The organism is Pseudomonas sp. fls2-241-TYG-175, assembly GCF_030209155.1.
Classification (GTDB): domain Bacteria; phylum Pseudomonadota; class Gammaproteobacteria; order Pseudomonadales; family Pseudomonadaceae; genus Aquipseudomonas; species Aquipseudomonas viridiflava.
In genome coordinates this window covers 1-21,080 of the sequence record NZ_JARVSO010000033.1, presented here as the reverse complement: position 1 = coordinate 21,080, position 21,080 = coordinate 1, and the positions used below count along the sequence as shown (strand labels likewise).

The 21,080-nt window shown below is 59.0% G+C and carries 22 protein-coding genes and 1 tRNA gene; 21 read left to right on the top strand and 2 right to left on the bottom strand.

Annotated elements, in window-relative coordinates; translation table 11 throughout:
• Positions 1-161: 161 nt before the first annotated feature.
• Positions 162-249, bottom strand: a tRNA-Ser gene (locus QRN20_RS20880).
• 121 nt (positions 250-370) lie between these two features.
• Here QRN20_RS20880 and QRN20_RS20875 point away from each other — a divergent pair.
• The 6 genes from QRN20_RS20875 to QRN20_RS20850 all read left to right on the top strand — a co-directional run bounded on the left by QRN20_RS20875 (position 371) and on the right by QRN20_RS20850 (position 7,980).
• On the top strand, positions 371-1,042 hold the full coding sequence (locus QRN20_RS20875) for a Bax inhibitor-1/YccA family protein (RefSeq protein ID WP_004884720.1): 672 nt from the start codon (positions 371-373) through the stop codon (positions 1,040-1,042).
• Positions 1,043-1,538: 496 nt separating this feature from the next.
• A complete protein-coding gene (locus QRN20_RS20870; protein ID WP_029244543.1) occupies positions 1,539-2,978 on the top strand; it encodes a serralysin family metalloprotease in 1,440 nt (479 codons plus the stop codon).
• A gap of 57 nt (positions 2,979-3,035) precedes the next feature.
• On the top strand, positions 3,036-3,425 hold the full coding sequence (locus QRN20_RS20865; protein ID WP_285361126.1) for a protease inhibitor Inh/omp19 family protein: 390 nt from the start codon (positions 3,036-3,038) through the stop codon (positions 3,423-3,425).
• 73 nt (positions 3,426-3,498) lie between these two features.
• Positions 3,499-5,295 (top strand): type I secretion system permease/ATPase, encoded by a 1,797-nt coding sequence (locus QRN20_RS20860; RefSeq protein ID WP_032664510.1) that lies wholly within the window; start codon positions 3,499-3,501, stop codon positions 5,293-5,295.
• The gene (locus QRN20_RS20855; RefSeq protein WP_029244540.1) at positions 5,292-6,629 is read left to right on the top strand and encodes an HlyD family type I secretion periplasmic adaptor subunit; all 1,338 of its coding nucleotides are present in this window, start codon (positions 5,292-5,294) and stop codon (positions 6,627-6,629) included. The genes QRN20_RS20860 and QRN20_RS20855 overlap by 4 nt, the downstream gene beginning before the upstream one ends.
• A gap of 1 nt (position 6,630) precedes the next feature.
• Positions 6,631-7,980: a TolC family outer membrane protein gene (locus QRN20_RS20850; RefSeq protein WP_043305817.1), complete on the top strand. Its 1,350-nt coding sequence runs from the start codon at positions 6,631-6,633 to the stop codon at positions 7,978-7,980.
• A gap of 7 nt (positions 7,981-7,987) precedes the next feature.
• On the opposite strand, the gene solA is transcribed toward QRN20_RS20850, so the two are convergent.
• Complete coding sequence (solA, locus tag QRN20_RS20845; RefSeq protein ID WP_096767798.1) at positions 7,988-9,163, bottom strand: N-methyl-L-tryptophan oxidase; 1,176 nt, start codon at positions 9,161-9,163, stop codon at positions 7,988-7,990.
• Between the two features lie 1,019 nt (positions 9,164-10,182).
• On the opposite strand from solA, the gene QRN20_RS20840 reads away from it, so the two are divergent.
• The 15 genes from QRN20_RS20840 (at position 10,183) to QRN20_RS20770 (ending at position 20,895) form a co-directional block, all read left to right on the top strand.
• Positions 10,183-11,106: a sigma 54-interacting transcriptional regulator gene (locus tag QRN20_RS20840; protein ID WP_029244537.1), complete on the top strand. Its 924-nt coding sequence runs from the start codon at positions 10,183-10,185 to the stop codon at positions 11,104-11,106.
• Positions 11,107-11,221: 115 nt separating this feature from the next.
• On the top strand, positions 11,222-11,428 hold the full coding sequence (locus QRN20_RS20835; RefSeq protein ID WP_004884739.1) for a type III secretion system major pilin HrpA: 207 nt from the start codon (positions 11,222-11,224) through the stop codon (positions 11,426-11,428).
• 69 nt (positions 11,429-11,497) lie between these two features.
• Positions 11,498-12,448 (top strand): DNA-binding protein, encoded by a 951-nt coding sequence (locus tag QRN20_RS20830; RefSeq protein ID WP_122414548.1) that lies wholly within the window; start codon positions 11,498-11,500, stop codon positions 12,446-12,448.
• Between the two features lie 34 nt (positions 12,449-12,482).
• Positions 12,483-12,842, top strand: a complete 360-nt coding sequence (sctI, locus tag QRN20_RS20825) for a type III secretion system inner rod subunit SctI (protein WP_029244535.1) — start codon at positions 12,483-12,485, stop codon at positions 12,840-12,842.
• Between the two features lie 9 nt (positions 12,843-12,851).
• Positions 12,852-13,643, top strand: a complete 792-nt coding sequence (sctJ, locus tag QRN20_RS20820; protein WP_029244534.1) for a type III secretion system inner membrane ring lipoprotein SctJ — start codon at positions 12,852-12,854, stop codon at positions 13,641-13,643.
• Positions 13,640-14,257, top strand: coding sequence for a hypothetical protein (locus tag QRN20_RS20815; RefSeq protein ID WP_043305819.1), 618 nt, complete (start codon positions 13,640-13,642; stop codon positions 14,255-14,257). The genes sctJ and QRN20_RS20815 overlap by 4 nt, the downstream gene beginning before the upstream one ends.
• Positions 14,223-14,801: a type III secretion system stator protein SctL gene (gene sctL, locus QRN20_RS20810; protein WP_043305820.1), complete on the top strand. Its 579-nt coding sequence runs from the start codon at positions 14,223-14,225 to the stop codon at positions 14,799-14,801. The genes QRN20_RS20815 and sctL overlap by 35 nt, the downstream gene beginning before the upstream one ends.
• A gap of 70 nt (positions 14,802-14,871) precedes the next feature.
• Entirely contained in the window at positions 14,872-15,093 is a 222-nt protein-coding gene (locus QRN20_RS20805) for an HrpF family protein (protein ID WP_004884749.1), read from the top strand.
• Positions 15,080-15,490, top strand: a complete 411-nt coding sequence (locus QRN20_RS20800) for a type III secretion system chaperone (RefSeq protein ID WP_285361105.1) — start codon at positions 15,080-15,082, stop codon at positions 15,488-15,490. Before QRN20_RS20805 ends, QRN20_RS20800 begins: the two co-directional genes overlap by 14 nt.
• Positions 15,483-17,498, top strand: coding sequence for a type III secretion system outer membrane ring subunit SctC (gene sctC, locus QRN20_RS20795; protein WP_032664507.1), 2,016 nt, complete (start codon positions 15,483-15,485; stop codon positions 17,496-17,498). The genes QRN20_RS20800 and sctC overlap by 8 nt, the downstream gene beginning before the upstream one ends.
• A 116-nt stretch (positions 17,499-17,614) precedes the next feature.
• Positions 17,615-17,806 (top strand): hypothetical protein, encoded by a 192-nt coding sequence (locus QRN20_RS20790; protein ID WP_122781932.1) that lies wholly within the window; start codon positions 17,615-17,617, stop codon positions 17,804-17,806.
• Complete coding sequence (locus tag QRN20_RS20785; protein ID WP_025993095.1) at positions 17,799-18,152, top strand: hypothetical protein; 354 nt, start codon at positions 17,799-17,801, stop codon at positions 18,150-18,152. Before QRN20_RS20790 ends, QRN20_RS20785 begins: the two co-directional genes overlap by 8 nt.
• Before the next feature lie 100 nt (positions 18,153-18,252).
• Complete coding sequence (locus QRN20_RS20780) at positions 18,253-18,651, top strand: type III secretion system chaperone (RefSeq protein WP_025993094.1); 399 nt, start codon at positions 18,253-18,255, stop codon at positions 18,649-18,651.
• Positions 18,652-18,791: 140 nt separating this feature from the next.
• Positions 18,792-20,537 carry a pectate lyase gene (locus tag QRN20_RS20775; RefSeq protein ID WP_285361100.1) on the top strand — a complete coding sequence of 582 codons (1,746 nt, stop codon included), beginning with the start codon at positions 18,792-18,794 and terminating at the stop codon, positions 20,535-20,537.
• A 1-nt stretch (position 20,538) separates the two neighbouring features.
• Entirely contained in the window at positions 20,539-20,895 is a 357-nt protein-coding gene (locus tag QRN20_RS20770; RefSeq protein WP_004884774.1) for a hypothetical protein, read from the top strand.
• Positions 20,896-21,080 lie beyond the last annotated feature (185 nt).

Sequence of the window (21,080 nt, the reverse complement as noted above, 5' to 3'; positions counted from 1 at the left end):
TGATCGTGGGCTGGCCAGTGGGCAGTATCCACAATTCAGGAGCGCGGGCCAAGCTCTGGCGTCTGTTGAGGGATCAGGACGAACACCCGACATCCGATCCTGGCGTGTAAACCCCAGAAACGACAAAGCCCTGAATGATCAGGGCTTTGCGCTACCAAATATGGCGGAGGCATAGAGATTCGAACTCTAGGACCTGTTACAGTCGGCAGTTTTCAAGACTGCTGCCTTAAACCACTCGGCCATACCTCCACTTCGTTGCGGGCGCCATAATACCGGAATGAAACAAGCTGTCAAACTCTCTGACTAGCCAGTTGCAGCGCCTCTGTTATGATCTTTGCAACTCAACATTTCATCAGTAAGGAGTTTCGCAATGCGCGAACAGGATTACGCCCTTAAAACCGGCATGCAGGCCGACCAGCTAGAGGTTAGTCGTGTCCTGCGCAATACGTATGGTCTTCTGGCCCTGACCCTCGCATTCAGCGGTGTCATGGCGTTCATGGCTCAACAGATGCGTGTCGGCTACCCGAATATTTTCGTGGTGCTGATCGGCTTCTACGGCCTTTTCTTCCTGACCAACAAACTCCGTGACTCGGTATGGGGTCTGGTTTCGACCTTCGCCCTGACAGGGTTCATGGGTTTCCTGCTGGGCCCGATCCTTAACCGTTATCTGGGTATGGCGGGCGGCGCTGAAGTGGTCAGCTCTGCGTTTGCGATGACCGCGCTGGTGTTCGGTGGTCTTTCGGCTTACGTGCTGATCACTCGCAAGGACATGAGTTTCCTGGGTGGCTTCATAACCGCAGGCTTCTTTGTTCTGCTGGGTGCGGTGCTGGCCAGCATGTTCTTCCAGATCAGTGGCCTGCAGCTGGCGATCAGCGCCGGTTTCGTACTGTTCTCGTCGGTCTGCATTCTGTTCCAGACCAGCGCCATCATTAATGGCGGCGAGCGCAACTACATCATGGCCACGGTCAGCCTGTATGTTTCGATCTACAACCTGTTCGTCAGCCTGCTGCAGATCTTCGGCATCATGAGCCGCGACGACTGATAACGGCTTGTCGCTCACAGAGGCTTGCTTCTGCTGAATGAACACAAGGTTTGCCACGCAATAAACAAACGCCCCGACTTGTCGGGGCGTTTGCTTTTGTGAAATTGGGAAGTGGGCGATTGGTGCCGCTGAAGAGCAGGGCACTCGAACCTCAAGCGCCGTCTGGAAGGGTTCAGGTCAGCCTTGATACGCTGTGAAAATCCCTGACCCTTCGATCAAAAATTCCATGACCGATCGGTCATATTTATCAAGGTTGTTACAAGTCTTTCAGCGGCTTATGGCGCATTGGCATATCACTAAAATAATTATCAGGTTATTCCCCAACGCCTGTAGGCATTTTCCTGCTTTTGGCTAATTGACATCATCGCAGAGGGATAGACACAGGATTTCCAAATGTGTCAGTTTGCTTACGCTTCAAAAGCGAGTGACAGGACTCTCTCGCTACCCGAGGGAGGCTGTCGTACCAAACTGTTCTATCTGTAGACAAGGAAGTGACATGTCGAAAGTTAAAGAAAATGCTGCTCTCTCGGCCGTGCAACTGGCGGCAACCGGAAGCTCGGCGTTCAACCAGATCGATACTTTTGTCCATACCTACGATCGCGGTGGCAATCTCACGATCAATGGCAAACCGTCGTATTCTGTCGATCAAGCTGCTGACTACATCCTCCGCGACGACGCTGCATGGGTGGATCGTGACGGCAACGGCACCATCAATCTCACCTATACGTTCCTGACGGCTCGACCTTCCGGGTTCGATACGTCGCTTGGGACCTTCAGTGCATTCAACGCGCAGCAGAAGGCTCAAGCTGTGTTGTCGATGCAATCCTGGGCGGATGTCGCCAAGGTTACGTTCACCCAGGCCGCTTCCGGCGGTGACGGGCACATGACCTTCGGCAACTACAGCGACGGCAGCAGCGGCGGAGCGGCGTTCGCTTACCTGCCAAGCGGCAACAGCCGGTACGATGGTCAGTCCTGGTACCTGACCAATAACTCCTACACGGTCAACCTGACGCCAGACAACGGCAACTACGGTCGCCAGACACTGACTCACGAAATCGGCCATTCCCTGGGCCTGTCTCACCCTGGCGATTACAACGCCGGCGAAGGCAACCCGACCTATAACGATGTCAGCTACGCAGAAGACACGCGTGGCTACAGCGTCATGAGTTACTGGAGTGAGTCCAACACCGATCAGAACTTCGTCAAGGGCGGCTCGCCGACCTATTCGTCGGGGCCGTTGATGGATGACATCGCAGCCATCCAGCAACTCTACGGTGCCAACATGAGCACCCGTGCCGGTGATACGGTGTACGGTTTCAACTCCACTGCCGGTCGTGATTTCTACAGCGCAACCTCCGCCTCTTCCAAGGTGGTGTTTTCGGTCTGGGATGGCGGCGGCAAGGACACGCTGGATTTCTCCGGTTTCACTCAAAACCAGAAAATCAACCTCAACGAAGCGTCGTTCTCGGACGTCGGCGGCATGGTGGGCAACGTTTCCATCGCCAAGGGCGTTCTGGTCGAAAACGCCGTGGGCGGATCGGGCAACGATCTGCTGGTCGGTAATGCTGCGGCCAACGACCTCAAGGGCGGTGCCGGCAACGACATCATCTACGGTGGTGGCGGTGCTGACTCCCTGTGGGGCGGCGCGGGCGCGGACATTTTCGTGTTCGGTGCCAGTTCCGACTCCAACCGGGCAGCGCAAGACACGATCCGTGACTTCACCCGCGGTCAGGACAAGATCGACGTGTCGGCCATCTCGTCGCTGACCTCGCTGCAGTTTGTGAACGCGTTCAGCGGTCATGCGGGCGAAGCGATCCTGAGCTACACCCAGAGCACCAACCTGGGCAGCCTCGCCATTGACTTCACCGGTCAAGGCGTCGCTGACTTCCTGGTCGGCACTGTCGGCCAGGCGGTTGCCACCGATATCGTGGTGTAAATAGTAGTACTCATGGGTGGCTCGCATGAGCCGCCCATGTTCTGGAATATGGCCATCATGATCATCCATCACCTTTTTCGAAACATTGCGGCAGCCGTTGCGCTGCTGGCAGCGATTTCTGGAGTCAGTATGGCGACGAGTTTGAAGCTATCCAGCCCCGCTGAACTCAGTGGCAAGTGGAGACTGTTCGCTCAGGCCCGGCCGAGTGAGGCGTGTGAGTTGCAACTCAATACCGACGCGCCGCAATTGGGCGGAGACCCGGCCTGCGCTTCGCGCTGGCTGAGCGATACGCCAACGGGATGGTTTCCCACGCCTGACGGGCTGGCGTTTACCGACAAGGAAGGCTCCGGTCTGATCCATTTCAACCACATGGGCAATCAGCTGTATCAGGCCCGGTTGCCTGGAGGCGACCTGCTCACGCTGGCACGTCTTATCGAGCAGGACTGAGCCGCACGGATTCGTAAACCGATAACTTTTATCGATGTGACCCGGCTGCGAACGCGGCCTTCAAGGAAGAATCATGAGTGCGTTGCCGTTGGGTGCCCACCCTCCGCTTTATAAAGCCCTGGGGCACTACAAACGCGCGCTGATCAGCGTCGGTTGTTTTACCGCGCTGATCAACGTGTTGATGCTGGCTCCATCCATTTACATGTTGCAGGTCTACGACCGCGTCCTGACCTCCCAGAATCAGACCACACTGGTCATGCTGACCCTGATGGTGGTCGGCTTTTTTGCCTTCATTGGGCTGTTGGAAATGATCCGCAGTTTCGTGGTGATCCGCATCGGCAGTGAGCTGGAGCGTCGCTTCAATCTGCGTGTCTATCAGGCGGCGTTCGAAAGCAATCTGCATGCGGGGCAACGTCAGGCAGGGCAGGCGCTGGGTGATCTGACGTTCATTCGCCAGTTTCTGACCGGTCCGGCCTTGTTCGCGTTCTTCGATGCGCCCTGGTTTCCCATCTATCTGGCGGTGATTTTTCTCTTCGATCCCTGGCTGGGGCTGCTGGCCACCGTGGGCGCCGCGTTGCTGGTGGCGCTGGCCTGTCTGAACGAGTGGCTGACCCGTAAACCCCTTGGCGAGGCCAGCGGTTTTTCGCAGCAGTCCTCGCAACTGGCGACCCGTCATCTGCAGCAGGCCGAAGCGATCCAGGCCATGGGCATGCTCGATGCCTTGCGCCGACGCTGGTTCGATGTCCACGCGCGTTTTCTGGCTCGTCAGAATGACGCCAGTGATACCGGGGCGGTGATCAGTTCGATCAGCAAGGCGTTGCGCCTGTGTCTGCAGTCGTTGGTACTGGGCCTCGGTGCGTTTCTGGTCATTCGCGGCCAGATGACCCCCGGCATGATGATCGCAGGTTCGATTCTCATGGGGCGGGTATTGAGTCCGATCGATCAACTGATTGCCGTCTGGAAACAATGGAGTTCGGCGCGTCTGGCGTATGGACGGCTGGATCAGTTGCTCAAGACCTACGCCGAACCCGCACAACGCATGGCGTTGCCGGTGCCACGCGGTCAACTGGGGCTCGAACAGGTCAGCGCCGCACCGCCAGGTGTGACCGTGCCGACCTTGCATCAGGTCAACTTTCAGCTGAAAGCCGGCGAAGTGCTCGGCGTGCTGGGGGCGTCCGGTTCCGGGAAATCGACCCTGGCGCGTGTGTTGATCGGCATCTGGCAGGTGCTCGGTGGCACGGTGCGACTCGACGGTGCCGACATGCATCGTCTGGATCGCCAAGCGCTCGGGCCTTACATCGGTTATCTGCCGCAAGACATCGAACTGTTCAGCGGCACCGTGGCGCAGAACATCGCGCGCTTCCGTGAAGGTGACGCCAGCGAGGTGGTGGCTGCGGCGCAACTGGCGGGTGTACACGAGCTGATTCTGCGTCTGCCGCAGGGCTACGACACGCGCCTGGGCGACGACGGCGGCGGCTTGTCCGGCGGGCAGAAGCAACGGGTGGCACTGGCCCGCGCGCTTTATGGCGAACCGAAGCTGGTGGTGCTCGACGAACCCAACTCCAACCTGGACACCGCAGGCGAGGCCGCATTGACCCGAGCAATCGGTGAGCTCAAAGCACGTGGCTGCACGGTGGTGCTGGTCACCCATCGAACCGCGTCCTTGTCTCAGACCGATCAACTACTGGTGCTCAACGAAGGACGAATGCAAGCATTCGGACCCACGGCACAGGTTCTTCAGGCCCTGTCCGGGCAGGCTTCTCAGCCGCAACCTTCCATGCAGCCGCAACCACCATCATCACCGCGTCCGGCCGTCGGGCTTTCCATGAGCCGCCAGTACGGCACACAGAACAGGCAGTCCGAAGTATGAGCAGCCCACACCTCAACGATTACGCCGTTCCGGGCAAGGAACGCGGCGTGCAGTTCTTTACCCGTGCCGGTTGGCTGCTGACGCTCGTCGGTGCCGGCAGTTTCTTTTTATGGGCAAGTCTTGCGCCACTGGATCAAGGCATCGCAGTGCAGGGCACGGTGGTGGTATCGGGCAAGCGCAAGGCGGTGCAGTCGCTGGACAGCGGCGTAGTGAGCCGGATTCTGGTCACCGAAGGACAGGCTGTAAAAGAAGGCGAGCCGCTGTTTCGTCTGGATCAGACCCAGGTCGAAGCAGATGTTCAGTCGCTGCGCGCCCAGTACCGTATGGCCTGGGCGAGCCTGGCGCGCTGGCAGAGTGAGCGCGATAACCTGAGCGAAGTGAATTTTCCTGCGGAGTTGATTGCTGCCGGGCATGGACAGGATCCTGATCCGCGGCTGGCAATGGTGCTCGAAGGGCAGCGTCAGTTGTTCAGCAGCCGCAGGCAGGCCCTTGCGCGCGAACAGGCCGGTTTGCAGGCGAGCATCGAAGGTGCAGGCGCGCAACTGGCCGGCATGCGTCGGGCGCGCTCCGATCTTCTGGCACAGGCCGATTCGCTGCGCCAGCAGTTGAGCAACCTGCAACCGCTGGCGCAAAACGGCTTCATTCCGCGCAACCGCCTCCTGGAATACGAGCGCCAGTTGTCCCAGGTCCAGCAGGAAATGGCGCAGAACGCCGGAGAAACCGGGCGGATCGAGCAGGGCATCGTCGAGTCACGGCTGCGCCTGCAGCAACAGCGTGAGGAATACCAGAAAGAAGTGCGTACGCAGTGGGCCGACGCGCAGGTCAAGACCCTCACACTTGAGCAGCAGCTGGCGTCTGCGGGTTTCAGTCTGCAACACAGCGAGATTCTCGCGCCTGCTGACGGCATCGCCGTAAACCTCGGCGTACACACAGAAGGCGCCGTGGTGCGCGCCGGTCAGACCCTGCTGGAAGTTGTCCCGCAAGGCACCCGGCTCGAAGTCGAAGGCCGCCTGCCGGTCAACCTGATTGACAAGGTCGGCAGTCATCTGCCCGTGGACATTCTGTTCACGGCCTTCAACCAGAACAGCACGCCCCGGGTAACGGGCGAGGTGAGTCTCATATCGGCCGACCAACTGGAAGACGAGAAAACCGGCCAGCCCTATTACGTCCTGCGCACCTCGGTAAGTGATGCGGTGATGGAGAAGCTCAACGGTCTGGTGATCAAGCCCGGTATGCCAGCAGAGATGTTTGTACGCACCGGCGAGCGTTCACTACTCAATTATCTGTTCAAACCTTTGCTGGATCGTGCCGGCTCCGCGTTGACCGAGGAATAGGATGATCCACTTGACCCGTAAAGCTGCCGCGCTGGCAGCCATGTTGCTCTGCGTCTCTCCCGCAAGCCATGCCCTGGGGCCGTTTCAGATCTACGAGCAGGCGCTGCGCAATGATCCGGTTTTTCTGGGTGCGCTGAAGGAGCGTGATGCGGGGCTGGAAAATCGTGCCATCGGCCGCGCAGGCCTGCTGCCCAGAGTGTCGTACAACTACAACAAGGGGCGTAACGACTCCAAAGCGACCTTGAAGGGCGGGCGTGAAGACACCACCGATCATCGTCATTACAACAGTTTCGGTTCCAGCCTCACGATCCAGCAGCCCTTGCTCGATTATGAGGCCTACGCTAATTACCGCAAAGGCGTCGCTCAGGCGTTGTTTGCCGATGAGACCTTTCGCGGCAAAAGTCAGGAACTGCTGGTTCGGGTTCTGACGGCCTACACCCAGGCATTGTTCGCTCAGGACCAGATCAATATCGCCCAGGCCAAGCAACAGGCTTTCGAGCGTCAGTTCGAACAGAACCGACAGATGTTTCAGCAAGGCGAGGGCACTCGCACCGACATTCTCGAAGCCGAATCGCGCAACGAACTGGCGATTGCCGAGCAGATCGAAGCCCGCGATGAGCAGGATGCTGCCTTGCGTGAACTGGGCGCTCTGCTGGGCGAACAGGCGATCTCCATCGAGCAGCTGGATCCGCTCAGGGACAGCTTTCAGGCCATGGTGCTGGAACCGTCGAGCTACAGCGAGTGGCACGCGCTGGCAATGGCCAACAGCCCGATTCTCGCCTCGCAACGTCAGGCACTTGAAGTGGCTCGTTACGAAGTGGAGCGTAACCGTGCCGGTCATCTGCCTCGGGTCAATGCATACGCGAGCATTCGCCAGAACGAGTCCGACAGTGGCAATACCTACAACCAGCGTTACGACACCAATACGGTGGGCATCGAAGTCAGCCTGCCGCTTTACGCAGGCGGTGGTACCAGCGCTTCGGTGCGTCAGGCCAACAGCGTGAGGGAGCAGGCGGAGTACGAGCTGGAAGGCAAGACCCGGGAAACCCTGATCGAACTGCGTCGGCAATTCAATGCGTCCACTTCCGGGGTGAATAAACTGCGCGCCTATCAAAAGGCGCTGGTGTCGGCGCAGGCGCTGGTCGAGTCGACGCGTCAGAGCATTCTGGGTGGCGAGCGCATCAACCTCGATGCGCTCAACGCCGAACAACAGCTCTACAGCACGCGCCGCGACCTGGCGCGCGCTCGTTACGACTACCTGATGGCCTGGATCAAGTTGCACTATCACGCAGGCACCTTGCGCGATACCGATCTGGCGCGCATCGATGAGGCATTCGTGCAGCCGCGTTGAGCGAGCGTCAGGCGGTTTTGCCGAAACGCTTGAGCGAGAATGCCGACAGGTCCACATCGCTGGTGCCGCGCAGACAACGCTGCGCCAGCGCCAGCCCCAGACCAGCGGAATGCTTGAAGCCGTGTCCTGAGCAGGCCGAGACCACGGTCACGTTCTTCAGGTGCGGGTGGTCGTCAATGATGAAATGGTAGTCCGGCGTCACGGTGTAGGCGCACACCGATGACTTCACCACGTCTGCCTTTATGCCTGCAATTTTGCCGCTGACCTGCGTCTGGAACATCGTCTGTTCGTCCTCGGCACTGACGCTGCGGTCCAGCTCGCAGGCCTGTGACGCATGCAGATACTGCTCAGTGGCAATCTTCATGCTGCCTTCACCGGGTAAGGGCGGGAAGCCGTAATTGATATCCACCTCGCCAGGGCCGTGGGTCAGGATGAAGCTGGGCGATACCGGGGCGAAGGCGGCAGTGTCTTCCAGTGCGAACCAGAACAGCTGCTGCCGACAGACGCGCAGCAGATCGGTAAAGGGCTCGCCCAGCAGTTGCGACGACCACATCCCGGCACTGACCACCACCTTGTTCGCGATAATCGATCCCTGATCGCTGGTGATGCGCACCTGATCACCATGAGCCTGCAGGCGGGTCACCGTTTCGTTCAGGCGGATACGTGCGCCCAGTTTTCCGGCCAGTTGCAACTGGGCTGCGATGCAGCGCTCGGGCCTTACGAAACCTCCGTCAGGTTCGAAGTAGCCGATGGCGGTGTCCAGGACCGGGCTGAACTGCGGAAATCGTTCGCGAATGTCTGCGGCTGAAAGCACTTCATGCCTTACGCCGTACTCGCGGGCGAGGGCGATCGTCTTGTGGGTGAAATCTTCCGGGTCGTTTGGGTCATAGGCCGGGCTGGATGTCATCACCAACACGCCGCACTGCTCGAACAGGGATTCGCCGGTCAATGCTTCAAGCTCGCGCCAGATGCGGTGCGAATTGCGCACCAGCGGCAGGTATTGCGGCCCTTCGCCTACCGACAGCCGGGTGATGCGCGTATCACCATGGCTGGAACCCAGCGTGTGGGGCGGTGCGTACTGGTCGATCCCCAGCACATCCGCGCCTTCTCTGGCCAACTGATAAAGCGTGGCGGCACCCATCGCGCCAAGGCCCAGAACGGCCACGTCACATTGTTGCTCCATCTGCAGACTGCCTCGCGTAAAGGATCCATTTCAGAGGTAAGCGCGCCAGGAAGCAACAGTCAGTTTCATCTATCGATAGGCCGGGGCACGGCCATGCATATTCGGGGCTGGATTTGCAGTAGATAGATGTAAGATTTTTGGCTTGCGCTCTTGAACGGTTTTAAGGTTCGAAATTTGCCATAAGTTGTCCACGGAAATCGTGGGTATGTCTGTGGGTAACTTTTTGAAACCCTTGATTGGCGTGGGGTGCAGCTGTGTGGTTAATTTATGAACAGCTCATGATCTGCTCTGCTGCTCTGCAGAGATTTGTCCGGGAATTCCGGTCTGGCGGAGTGTCATGACGCACAAGACGGAAATTTTTTCGTTGCGTCGGGCTTGCAAAAATCTGCCGCCTGCGTGAGAAAAATCTGCCGCCGATTGCTCCTGAGTGACCTGAGTGCCAAGCCGGTTCCATGACCGTTGCTGACGTCGTTTCGAGCGTCTTCGATGACCTCGATCCGGCTGCGCAGAGTGCGAAAATGGAGCTGTCACAATCGAATGCTATGTTTTTTTGCTCTGCACAACGCTCGAAAAATCTATCGTGGTACAGAATTCAGCCAACTAAGCTGCTACCCATGCGTTCGGAAAACCGAATATTTTGTACCGGATCACGGTGCAATTCCGGTGCGCGTTACAACAACTACTGGCGGGACGACGTCAAACAAGAGGTGAACGGACAGCCTTGCACTTCGTTGATGACATCCTTATTAAATCATTTGCTGGAAGTTGCGCATCATTGTGCAGATTTTGCAGGCATGCCCTGTTTCAGTGCTGCGCCACATTCGGTAAACCGAATGCCGTCATGATTGCCTCAATAGGCACGATAGAAAAACACCACAAGATAATTGTCTTACATTAATTTAAAGTATGCGGTTCGCGGCACCGGACGCCTGACCGCTCTTGAAGTCCGTACCCGAAGTATTCCTGATATTCGACGGAACTGATTATCATCGTAAGGGGAATGGATGGATGAGTGTGCTATGAACAACGACTCATTGCCGATGGAGCATGAGGTTCTCGATATCTTTGGCACTCTGCAGTCCTTTATCCGCAAGGCAGCTCCGCTCAATGTCGATATGGTTCTGGAAGGCGAAACCGGCACAGGGAAGGACACGCTTGCCCGCCGGATTCACCAGCTGTCCGGCCGGGAAGGGCCGCTGGTTGCGATCAACTGTGCGGCGGTGCCCGAGCAACTGGCCGAGAGCGAACTGTTCGGTGTGATGGCCGGTGCCTACACCGGCGCCTCCAAGTCCAGAGCCGGGTATATCGAAGCTTCTCATAACGGCACGCTGTATCTGGACGAGATCGACAGCATGCCGCTGCTGTTGCAGGCCAAGCTGTTGCGTGTGCTGGAGATGCGCGGAATAGAGCGGCTGGGTTCCACCCGGTTCGTGCCGCTGAACCTTCGGGTGATCGTGGCAACCCAGACTCCGCTGGAAAAACTGGTCGAGGAGGGCAAGTTCCGCCGCGACCTGTTCTTTCGGCTCAATGTCATCAAGATTCAGCTGCCGACCTTGCGCTCCCGACTGGATCATCTGCCTTCGCTGTTCGAGCGATTTGTCGTCGAGACCGCCGAAAAGCATGGCCAGCCCATTCCGGTTCGCGACCCGCATGTCCTCAACCGTCTGCTCAGCCACCGATGGCCCGGCAATATTCGCGAACTCAAATGTGCGGCCGAACGTTTTGTCCTGGGTATGCCGCCGCTGAGTAGCGAGAACGATTCTCAGACCGAAAACAGTATTCATTTGAAGAGTTACCTTCGGCAATTCGAGAAGGCACTTATCCAGGATTGTCTGTCGCGCCATCCCAAGAGCATCGACTCGGTTATCAATGAACTGGGTATTCCAAGACGCACCCTGTATCACCGCATGAAGAGCCTGAGCATCAATTCGCCCGAGCTGTGATCATCACCTTGAAATGATTGTCGTCATTCAATGGAACTGCTTTTGACTGTCGGCCACTCATGCTTCGAACACACATGATGTGTTCGAACATTCTCGATGATCAGGAGTAATAACTATGGCTGGTACTGCTTCGCTCGGCGCTTCGATGGCTGCAATGACCAAAATGGATGCAACTGCAGCTGCAACCACAACAATGAACGCTGAAGCCCAATCCAACAAGATGATGACCGATACCGTGAACGGTATCGCCAGCGCCTATCAGGACTCCGCCACCAAGGCGCAGAACTCTGCACAGCAAACCGGTAAGGCGATCAACTACTAAGTGGTTGGCGTGCCCTCTCGGTCTACACCGAGAGGGCTTCAACCTGTGCGGTTTTCAAGGAGTGGATTCATGATTTCTTCTACTGCAAGCGTTCCACAAAGTGCCTCCTTCCAAAGTACCTTCGCCAGCACGCAAATGACCTCCATGCAGTCCGATTCGGGCGGCGCGGCAGGCAAGATCGCTTCGCTGCTGGGCGATTCGATGTTCGAAAAGCACGGCAGCGGTGCCAACATCCGCGATACCGAAAATCCATTGCTCGGCATGGTCGCCGATCACATGGACAAGAACCCGGGAAAGTACGGAAAACCTGACGACGCCACAGGCAAAGTCAATGGTTGGCGCGACGAGCTTTCCGAAGACAAGTACCTGAACAGTGAAGAGAAGGAAGCCTTCACCAAAGGGCTTGAAGGGCTGATCACCGAGTTCCTCAGTGGCGGCTCGACCGGCAGCGCTTCGGGCGGCACGGGTACCGGCACCGGGCAGGGTGTTGGCTCCGGTCAAAATCCCGCTTCCAACTGGGGCGCACCGGCTGCCAACAGCGGCAATGCCTCCGGCGGCGGTCTGCAGGAACTGCTGGCAGCGCTGCTCGGCAGCCTGGGCGAGGAAAAGCTCGACAACCTCCTGCAGCCCAACACCAGCCCCAACGCCAAGAGCGGTCAGACGACGTTCTCGTTCGAAGACAAGGATGTGCTCAAGGAAGTGTCGCGTTTCATGGACATGCACCCTGAAGAGTTCGGCAAGCCTGATGGCAAGTCCAAGGACTGGATGGGCGAGTTGTCCGAAGGCGACAACGTCATGTCCAAGGGCGAGAGCGAGCAGTTCCAGAAAGCCATCGACATGATCAAGGGCGAAATCAAGGGCAGCGCGCAGGGCGACTCGCTGGGTGGTCTGTTTCCGAATGCGGAGCAGAACTTCCAGAACGGCGGCGCGGGCAACACCCTGAAAACCGATGCCAGCATCGCGGCGGGCAACGTCCTGTCGGTTCTGGTTCAGCAAAGCACCACCAACTATCGCGGTTGATGGGTAAACCTTCGTCTTGGCAGGAGAATCAACTATGGCGATCACTCGCGTATCCCACCATCAACCGGGTCTTCCCGAACTTGATGCAGCGTCAGATGCGGCTCCTGCCGAGGCGGACATCAGCTGGTTCAACGCGGCAATGCGCTCGAACGCAGCGCCTGCACAAAACGACCCGCAACGGATGATCTCGCCGATCTCCGAGGCGTCGCTTGCCTACCAGAAAGATTCGGAGAAGGTCGACCGCAATCTGCAGCGCGCGGCCCGTTCCAACGACCCGCAAACCCTGATCGAGGCCAACCGTTCGTTGTCCTCGTTCTATCTGGAAAGCCTGTTGAGCGCCAAGCTGGTGAGCAAGGCCGCCCAGACCGTGGAAAAACTGACCAGTCTGCAATAAGGCGTGATTATGCATCCCAGGACAGTCAGGCTTGTTGTAGTCGTTCTGTTGGCATTACTGATGGCCGGTTGTGGTGATCGCATGGAATTGCATCGCGACCTGACCGAGCAGGACGCCAACGAAGTTCTGGCCGAACTCGCCGGCAAAAACATCGATGCGCAGAAGCGCCTGGACAAGGGCGGCGTTGCAGTGCTCGTGTCCACTCAGGACATCTCCAGGGCCGTGCGGGTGCTGGAGGCCGTGGGTCTGCCGCGTCGTTCCCGCTCCACGCTCGGCCAGGTGTTTCGCAAGGAAGGCGTGATCTCATCGCCGCTGGAAGAACGGGCGCGCTACATCTATGCGTTGTCTCAGGAACTTGAGCAGACCCTGTCGCAGATCGACGGCGTGGTCGTCGCCAGGGTCCATGTGGTGCTGCCCGAGCGCATCGCGCCGGGGGAGCCTGTGCAACCGGCCTCGGCTGCGGTGTTCATCAAGCACCGGGCTGACCTCGAACCCGACAGCGTGCTGCCACGCATCCGGCGTATGGTCGCCAGCAGCATTCCCGGCATGACCAATGCGGACGAACGAAAACTGGCCGTGGTGTTCGTGCCGGCTCAGGGTTATCAGGAGTCGGTGGAAATGGTCAGCATCGGACCGTTCAACGTCACACGCGAACGTTTCGAGTTCCTGCAGTGGGTGGCGGTGCTGTGTGGTGTCGGGCTGGTGCTGTTGCTGGCCGGTCTGTGGGCACTCAATCCGCGGCTGCGAGAGCGTCTGCTGCGTAAAAATACTGCGCAGGCGTCGAGCGAAGCCACACCATGAACATCAGCGAACCTCAGGCGCTGATCTGGGTTCGCTGGTGGGCTCAGGGCTGGCGCGACGCACATTCCAGCTGGCAACTGTTGGAGCAGGCCAATGCCTCGACCCTTCACCTGTTGGAGCAGGTCAGTGCGCAGTCGGCCGATCGCTGTCTTGGCATGACGTCGGCGATACCGCCCATGCCCGAGGCGCTGCTCATCCCGCTGCTGGATCTTGCGCCGCAGGAGTGGACGCTGGCGCTGAGGCTGTGTGTGACGGTCTGCGCCGGTACCCATAGGCCGCGAACCGCTGATCTGGATGAGTCTGCCCATCTGTGGTGTCGTCGGCTCGGCAAGGGATTGCAGCCCGGTTGCTGGATGCCTGAACAATGGAGCCCCGATCCCTGCGAAGTGGCCGGACTGAGTCTGTTGCGCCGCCGTGTCGGTGAGCGGCTGTGGCAAAGGTTGCGACTCAGGTTTGATCGCACTGCGGTCGAGGAGGCCGAGCGGATGGTTTTCGAAGAAGTGCCTGCCGTGCGTCTGCGTGCGCTGTGGCAGGCCATTGCCGGGTACGTACTGAACGCTCGTAATGAAGGAAACACTCATGTTGACCCGTCGCAGTCTGAACCTTCCAGCTGATCGAATCACACTCATCGAGCCGCTGCTGCGTCGGGAGACTCTTGAGGAATGTCTACTGGCCGATGAGGTGTTGCACAACGCCCGCACCCAGGCCGAGACGATTCTCGCCGAGGCCTACGCCGAAGCCGATGTGCTGCGTCAGTCCTGTGAAGAGCAGGCACGGGCCCAGGTCTGGGAAGAAGCGCAGGTGTTGCTCGATGACCTGCGCACCCAGCGCGAGCAGGCGCTGGAAACGCTGGTCGAAACCGCCGCGCAACTGGTGAGCCAGGCGTTGGAGAGCCTTCTGGAAAAAGTACCGACCGATAAAAAGGTCAGGTCGGTGATTCGCCAGCTGGCGTTGGCCAGTTCGAATCAGGACGCTGCGTTGCTGTTCTGCCATCCCGATCAGTTGGAGGCGGTGGCGCTGAGTCTTGAAACGCATGATCAGCCAGGCTGGACCCTGCGAACCGACGCCAGTCTGGACCCGGACGCCATCAGCCTGCGCACCGAACACGGCGATTTCAGCCTCGGCTGGAGCGGGTTGCAGCAACATATCTGGCCTTGAGCATGAAGTTCTGGAACCAAAGCCGGTGCCTTGCCACTCAGTCAGCAGTTCCCGGACCAGGAGTATCACCATGCTTTCTTCAGATGCACTCAGACGCCGTCTCGACAGTAATTTTGAAAATGCCCAGCAGGATCTGGATTCGGCTGCGCTGAATATGGATGCCTTCTCCCCTGAAGACTGGCACGCCTTCAACTCCGCCATTCGCCAGTCATCCACCGCCAGCTGGGCCGCCAACCAGGAGATTGTGGTCAAGCACAACCTGGCCAAGGCGATCATCAATGAAATCCGTTGACCTGCTCGCCACGGTCGAGCGCTGGCTCGACAGTGGCACGGCCGAGTTGCTGCTGCAGATCGATCAGCAACCGTTGCGCATTCAGCGCGGCACCAACGGGCTGATCTATACCGCGCCGCTCAGCGCTGCCTGGCGTGGCGACGATGAAAGCCTGGCCGCCGCGCTGCGTCTGTCGGGCCCCAGCATTCGACGCTTCAGTGCTGCGCTGGCACTGGATCCGCAAAGCCATCGGCTTTGCCTGGTGCAGTTTCAGCCCTTCCAGGGTACCTCGCCGGTCATCAGCATCATTGAGGCGCTGGTCAACCAGCGCGACGTGTGGGAATCGATGCTCGAAGCGTCAGCATCGCCTGCAAAACGCCCGGTTCGTCCTCTGTCTCTGGGGAATTCGTATGTTTAAGCAGTGCCTGAAACGGCTTTTCTGGATCTCAGTGTTGTGTGTGCAGGCTGAAGTCGTAACTGCGGGTGTGCCTGAAGAGTGGCGCCAGTCCGCCTATGCGTATGAGGCGTCGCAAACCCCGTTGACCAAAGTGTTGTCGGATTTCGCCAGCTCGTATGGCGTGGGTCTCGACAGCCGCGGTATCACAGGAGTGGTGGATGCGAAGATTCGCGCGGGCAATGCCCAGGAGTTTCTCGACCGGCTGGCGCTGGAACATCAATTCCAGTGGTTTCTGTACAACGGCAAGCTGTACGTCAGCCCGCAATCGGGCCAGGTGTCCCAGCGCCTTGAAGTGTCGGCTGACGCAGCGCCGGATCTGAAGCAGGCCCTCACCGATATCGGTCTCTTGGACAAGCGTTTCGGCTGGGGCGAGTTGCCGGATGAAGGCGTGGTACTGGTCAGCGGACCGGCGCGCTATGTCGAGCTGATACGCGGTTTCAGCAAGGAAAAGGTCAAGGCGCAGGACAAGCATCAGGTCATGATGTTTTCGTTGCGATATGCCGCCGTAGCTGACCGCGAGATTCAATATCGCGAGCAGAGCATCACCATTCCAGGTGTCGCGACCCTGCTGGACGGCTTGCTGGAAAGCCAGCACAGGCCTCCGTTGCCGCAGGACCCGGCCGCCAATATCCGCGCCATGCAGGACATGGCCGACATGGGCCAGAGCAAGATCATGAACCTGGCCAGCAACCGCAAGGCCACACCGGCACGTAGCGGCGAGAGCAAATCGAACAGCAACCGCCGTGTGGTGGCAGACGTGCGCAACAACGCGGTACTGATCTACGATGATCCAGAAAAGCGCGAGACCTACCAGCAGTTGGTGCAGCAGCTCGATCAGCCCAGCAACCTGGTGGAAATCGACGCGGTCATCCTCGACATCGATCGCAGCCAGCTGAGCAGCCTGGAATCCCGGTGGTCTGCACGGGCTGGCTCGGTGAACTTCGGCAGTTCGTTGCTGACCGGTGGTTCGTCGACCCTGTTCATCAACGATTTCGACCGGTTCTTTGCCGACATACAGGCGCTCGAAGGGCAGGGTGTTGCTTCGGTCATTGCCCGGCCTTCGGTGCTGACGCTGGAAAACCAGCCGGCTGTGATCGATTTCAGCCGCACGGCTTACATCACCACCACAGGCGAGCGGGTTGCGAACGTTCAGCCGGTGACGGCGGGCACCAGCCTGCGGGTCATTCCCAGAACCATTGCCGGTGAGCAGCCCAACCGGTTTCAGTTGATCGTCGATATCGAAGACGGCCAGCTCGAGCGTACCCGTGATAACGATACGCCGGATGTGAAGCGCGGCACGGTCAGCACCCAGGCGGTCATCGGAGAAAACCGTTCGCTGGTCATCGGCGGTTTTCATGTCGATGAAAGTGGAGAGCGTCAGGACAAGGTACCGATTCTTGGAAGCCTGCCGGTGATCGGTGCGCTGTTCACTTCAAAGCGCCATGAAGTCTCGCGACGTGAACGTTTATTCATCCTCACACCGCGACTGGTGGGCGATCAGCTCGATCCGTCGCGCTATATCGCCAGGGAAAACCGCCCGCAGCTCGACAGAGCCCTTGCGCTGAGCGGCTCGCCCAGTACCCGGCAACAGAAAAGGGATCGGGTGAGCAAGACGTTTTCGGAGCTGGCCAACGGACGGCTGCCGCCTGATATCAAAGAGTCATCATCTGGCGTGGCGCTGAAGGACCTGTGTAGAGTGGATCACGGCCTGTCGATCGATGCGTCCCGGGGACAGTGGTTCAGGGGCGATACCTTCGATATCACCGTCGGTGTGGTTCGCAACGACAGTGCCCGCGCCAAGGCATTCTCGCTGGCGTCCTGCGCCGGAGCCCGGACACTTGCAGTAACAATGTTACCCGTAACGGAGTTGCAGCCAGGCCAGTCCACCGAAGTGTTCGTGGCCACGAGGCCCGCCGCTGCCACTGCGGTTCCAGCAGCCCCCGTGAGAGTTTCAATATTGCCGCCTTGAGGCCGATGACGATACAGGGATATATCGTGCGCTTAAGGCGCGGTCGCTCATATCCGGCACTCGTATTACGTGTTAACGGTCATTTCAATACAGTCCTTTTGTCGGGAGATTCATAAATGAAGTGGGTGCGTGTGGGTACCTTGTTTGTCGTCGCGGTATTGTTGAGCGCCTGTGCGACAATGCAAACATCTTGTTTTTCCAGTGATTGTCAGCAACTTGGCGCCAACAGTTCCAGCCTTAAAGTTTGGTGGTCGCCGGAATTGCGCAACGATTCATCTGAATACAGCCTGGTACATCTGAATGACTGAAACGATTTTGCGCAGTAATGATCAGCGGGACTTCTTCGTCAGTATCGGTCAGCAACGGCCGAGTACCTGGCAGTGGGCTCCGGGGATCGACTTCGTTCATCGCAAGGATAGCGTGGGCTGGGGGCTGTCGCTGATGATCGAGCGCAGAGCCCAACGGCCAGATCTGTTTTCCGACGCGCTCAAGCGTCGATTCGAGAATATCGAATCTTATGATGGTTACTATATTTGCCTGGACAGCCAGCAACGTTTTGTCGTGTGGCATGAACTGGACCCTGAGTATCGGCGTGAGGACGCCCTTCAGGAACTGGTGGGCGAGTTTCTGATGCTGGCAGGGTTCAATAACTGAATTCGGAATATTTGTTCCAGCCGGAACCGGACGCCATTAATTTTCCACTCACTTGTCGCCGCGGTCTGTTTACCGCACCGACTAACTTGAGGATTATTCAATGGCGAACTCCCAACGCGACATGCAACGTTTTATTGCCCGTCTAAGTGCCACTCTCGGTACACCGTTAACCCTCCAGAATGGCGTGTGTGCGCTCTACGACGGTCAGCAGCGTCAGGCGGCTGTTATTGAAGTCGCTGCGCACAGCGACCACGTGGTTATTCACAGTCGGCTCGGCCAATTGCGCAAAAGCCCGGAAAACCTGCAACGCCTCCTTTCTGCCAACTTCGATACCGCAAAACTTCGCGGCTGCTGGCTCGCCCTCGATCAGCAGGATGTACGTCTGTGCACCCAGCGTGAGCTGGCTGGCCTGGACGAAGGCACTTTCTGTGATCTGGTCAACGGCTTCATTGCCCAGACCCAGCAGACCCGCACTGCAGTGGTTTCTCTGCTCAATTGACCGAAACGTCGGGAACCGCAGGTCCGCAGCAGTCCACACAGCGATGAGTGTCATGGCGGTCATGCCTGCCAGTGACACCGACGGATCGGCGGAATCGACTGTCGTTTTCCGACACATTCACTGATGGAGCGGGGTAAGCAATGTCTGATTTAACAAGCCTTTCAGGTTCGATGGGAAACCTGTCCAGCCTTCCCGGCGTGGGCGGCACGAGCATGGGTATCGGTGCTTCACTGACCGGCGCTGGCCAGGGCGCTCAGGGCGGCCAGTCCGCGCTGCAGGAGCTGGCTGGGATGCTGGCCGAGATGCTGCTGGGTTCCGGGTCTGGTTCGGGCTCGGGCTCGGGTGCAGGCGGGGGGCAGTCGGCCGGTAAAGGCGCTCAGGGCGGGCAAAGCGATCTGGATTCGTTATTGCAGTCGCTTCAGGGCAACGGGCAGAACGGTGACAGGCAGACCAAGGATTCCGGCACCGCTGGCGGCGGCGAAAAGGAGCTGCTGACTCAAGTGTTGATGGCCCTGTTCGAGAAAATCCTCGGTGGCTCGGATTCGTCTTCCGGCGCAGGCAACGGTTCGGGTGGTGGTTCGGGTGGTGCCAGCGGTATTGGCGGCGGCGGAACCGGTGCAAGCAAGGATGCCGGTGCGCTGGGTCAGGGCCAGGGGCTGGGCGGCACTCAGGGCGCGGCGGGCGGATCTAGCACCGAGGATCTGGTCAACACGCTCATGCAGAAACTGGGTGGCGGATCGCTGGACAACTCCATTCAGCCGACTGCCGATGGCGGCGGTGAGGTGTCTCAGAACGGCAAGCTCAAAGAGCTGCTGGAAATGATCGCCCAGTTCATGGACAGCCATCCGGAAACCTTCAGCCAGCCGTCTGATGGCGCGAGTAAAGGTGGTGGTGGTGGTGGTGGTGGTGGTGGTGGTGGTGGTGGTGTCGCACCGACAGGCACCGGAGGTGGCGGTGGTGGTGGTGGTGGTGTCGCACCGACAGGCACCGGAGGTGGCGGTGGAGCACCTTCTGTTGGCGGTGGCGGTGGCGGTGGCGGTGGCGGTGGGTCTCCGTCCGTCGGCGGCGGTGGTGGAGGTGGAGGTGGAACACCTTCCCTGGGTGGCGGTGGCGGAACACCTTCCATCGGAGGCGGTGGCAGTACTCCAGCGCCAACACCGGGCGCGGGCGGCGGCACGCCGACACCGACTGGTCCGACTGGAACACCTTCACCTACCGGTCCGACCGGCACTGGCACCAGCGGCTCGGCCACGCCGGTCTCCTTCCCGACGGCCTCAAGCAATCCGACCGTCATCAACGAGACCATCAAAGTGGGTCCTGGCGAAACGTTCGACGGCGGCGGCAAGACCTTCACCGCAGGCAAGGCTCTGGGGGATGGTGGACAGGGCGAGGGACAGAAGCCGATGTTCGAACTGGCTGAGGGCGCCACCCTGAAAAACGTGGTGCTGGGTGACAACGCTGCCGATGGCGTGCATGTGCGCGCCGCCAGCGAAAAGGCCGTGAACGTGGATAACGTCCACTGGACCAATGTCGGCGAAGATGCGCTGACCGTGAAAGGTGAGGGCGGTGCCAAGGTCACCAACCTGAACATCACCAACAGCAGTGCCCAGGGCGCCAATGACAAGGTGTTCCAGCTCAATGCCGATGCGAACGTGAACGTGGACAACTTCAAGGTCAAGGACTTCGGCACCTTCATGCGCACCAACGGCGGTCAGCAGGGTGACTGGAACCTGGACCTGAAAAACATCAGTGCTGAAAACGGCAAATTCTCCTTCGTGAAAAGTGACAGCGAAGGCTTGAACCTGTCCACCAGCGGCATCGATCTGAAGAACGTCGAGAACGCCTACAGCAAACTGCCAGGCTCGACCAACCACAAGGAGGCTTGAGATGACGGTCACGCGACAACCGCAAGCGTTGCAAGAGGCGCAGGACACTCCTGAAGAGCGCTCCTGGGCAGCGCTGGTGCGTGCAGGGGGCTACCTGTCTCCGGCGCAGCGCCAGGCCTTCGAGAAAGCCATCGCACTGGTCACCGACCGGATGCGCGACACCCTGGAGAAGCCGGCCACTCAGGTGGGCGATCGCTTCAGTCTGGATCATTACGTCGACAGCCTTGAACCGGGCTTCAAACGTGATGCCGGGCAGGGCGAACTGCAGGGCGATGCGGCGCTGACAGCCTTCTGGATCGTACGCCTGATGGCCGACCGTTTGCTTGAAGCGGCGGGCGGCAAACCGAACGTGCATTGAAGCGCTGATCGAGGAAAACAAAACGGGCTCTTGTGAGCCCGTTTTTTTATAGGTGGGTTTTACCGAATCTGCGTCTGGCTGGATAGCGCCGGGAGCGCTGTCGTGCGGCATGCCCACGCAGAGCGCTCATCGTTATACACAAGTCATCTGGCTATCCAGTGAGGCAGCAGCGCTGATGCGCTTTT